The sequence below is a fragment of the Moorena sp. SIO4E2 genome (genome assembly GCF_010671945.1).
Taxonomy (GTDB): Bacteria; Cyanobacteriota; Cyanobacteriia; order Cyanobacteriales; family Coleofasciculaceae; genus Moorena; species Moorena producens.
This window is the reverse complement of record NZ_JAAHIE010000890.1, coordinates 1-2,328: the sequence shown is the minus strand read 5'-3', so window position 1 is coordinate 2,328 and position 2,328 is coordinate 1. Positions and strand designations below refer to the sequence as shown.

Below are 2,328 nucleotides of genomic sequence, written 5' to 3'. Positions count from 1 at the left end.
TCTTTCAATAGCTCCTTTAGTCACTAGGTTACCCAAGGAACCAGATGCCATTAATTTAGGTAAATTATCCATAGTTTCTAGAAGCGTCAGTGTGCTTTCTCCAGTTTCTGAATCCCGGTGTGCTACAACTACGAAGGGAATCATTTCTGCTCCTAAAGCATCTAGCAAAGCCGGATTATGAGTAGTGACTAATATGTCAAGTTTTCTCTTTTCTCCAATTTCTTTTAGCATGTTTATCAGCAGATGTAACCGAGATGGGTGCAATCCACTGTCTACATCTTCAATTACTAATTGACTCCCTTCTGGTCGTGTGATAAGTGCGGTAATAATTGCTAAGAAATGCAGGGTTCCATCTGACATTCCTCGCGCATCAATTTCTGTAGTTTGACCAGGTTTCCATTGTTCTTTACAGTAGAGCATAGCATCTGTACCAAACTTTCCTACTGGTTCCGCCCAAACTTCCTGTATATCTCGTTCTGGCAGATATTTCAAGTAAGCAGACACCGTTGAGTCAAACTCCTCTTTTTGCTCCTTAGGTAATGCGGCTAGCACACCAGCAATATTAGAGCCATCACTCTCAATGCGATCAGAAAGGGGTGAATAGTTACGCATCCTGGCAGGAATAGGATTAAAAATAAAAATATTTTCTAGAATTGTACAAAGGTTTAGGATTACATCCCTAACATCGGCATGGGAGTCTATTTCCCTAAGTCTAGTTAAAATAGAATTAGAACGTTTCCAGTATTTTGGCAAAAAAATTTGTTCTTGAACCGGCAATTTAACCTGAATACCTTGGTCTTGAGTTCTAGGAGAAGATACTTGGAACAAACTAGTTTGAGTAAGGATTTGATTACTATCTGGTGAATAGACCTGACGAATTAGAGATTCATCAGATAACTGAACAAGTGGTTTCGTTTGTACTGTAATACTATAAAGGTAATCCGTTTCATCATCCTCTCCCTCAACCACAACTTTCAAGGTAAAGTTAGATTCTGGCTTGAGTGACGCCCACTCTACTCCACCTCGAATCCCAGGAAAAGCAGCATCCCCTGCCAAAGCCGATCGAATCTCCTTTCCAAACACTATTCGTTTTAAAAATTCCAAAGCATCAATTAGATTAGATTTTCCACTAGCATTTGTTCCGATTAACACAGTCAGGGGATCAATCGGGAGTTCTGCATAACGGAAGCTTTTCCAATTTTCCAGGATAAGTTTCTTAAGCATTTCCTACCTCAAACCGTTCCCAGCCAGTGCCTTGATAACCAAAGGTGAACAGGTCTGGATGCAAAATTTCCGCTATCATTTCTACTGAATCTACTAGTCTTGGTCCTGGACGATTGAAATACGCATTACCATCAGTAACAAAAACCTTACGCTGGCGTACCGCTTGCAAACTTGACCACTGCGAATGTTGAGCCATCTGTTGGGTTTCTTGTGTTGTGCGTTCCAAATCAAAGCCGCAAGGCATTACAATAATTACGTCTGGATCAGCTTTGACTAAAGCATCCCATTCCAGATAAGGGGAATGTTTACCTAAAGCCCCAAACAGAAGATTACCACCTGCAATTGTCACTAATTCAGGAATCCAGTTACCAGCAGCCATCAGAGGATCAGTCCACTCGATGCAAGCCACAGTAGGGCGGTGATTTTCTGAGATTTCCTGTGTCTTTTGCCTACAGGTTTCGACGCGAGACTGTAATTGGTTCAGTAGAGATTGTGACTCTACTCCCAGGATGGTAGCAACTCGCTCAATATCTGCCCAAACTTCTGTTAGCAAGTTTGGCTGCAAGGATATTATCTGAGGCTGGCTATTAGTAAGGTTGGCAACTGCTTTCTCGACCACATCGAAGTTGACAGCACAGACATCACATTGATCTTGAGTAACAATGTGGGTTGGTTGCAGTTGTTCTAAAACATCAGTTTTTACTTGGTAAATACTCAAGGCACGTTTTACCAGATTGTTTATATCATCATCAATCTCGGCACTAGGTTTGTCGCTATTGATTTGAGCCTCGGTGCAGACAGGTCGATTTTTGATGGTTGCGGGATAGTCGCATTCGTGGGATCGCCCCACAATGGCATCAGTTAATCCTAAAGCTGCCACAATTTCCGTGGCACTGGGGAGCAGAGTAACAATTCTCAGGTTTTGTGAAAGCATAGTTTAGACCTTGATAAATTCAGTGCGATCGCATCTCTTGTAGTGGACTGACACAGCTAATTTGGTGCATTAGAATCTGCCATCTCTTCCTCTTCAAACACTGGATAAAGATGTTTAAGTTTGACTCTGGCATCCGGGGTTGAAAAATGCCAAATTACTTGACTGGCTGT

2 protein-coding genes are annotated in these 2,328 nt (G+C 41.9%); both read right to left on the bottom strand.

The window, feature by feature from the left end; translation table 11 throughout:
• On the bottom strand, window positions 1-1,224 hold a 1,224-nt coding region (locus tag F6K37_RS38650), incomplete at its 3' end, for an AAA family ATPase (protein WP_287256473.1).
• Window positions 1,217-2,158 carry a cobalamin-binding protein gene (locus F6K37_RS38645; protein ID WP_287256471.1) on the bottom strand — a complete coding sequence of 314 codons (942 nt, stop codon included), beginning with the start codon at window positions 2,156-2,158 and terminating at the stop codon, window positions 1,217-1,219. The genes F6K37_RS38645 and F6K37_RS38650, both read right to left, overlap by 8 nt.
• Window positions 2,159-2,328: the final 170 nt, after the last annotated feature.

Coding starts and splice junctions, on each gene's coding strand:
- F6K37_RS38645 (WP_287256471.1), bottom strand. CDS start 2,158: ATGCTTTCACAAAACCTGAGAATTGTTACTCTGCTCCCCAGTGCCACG.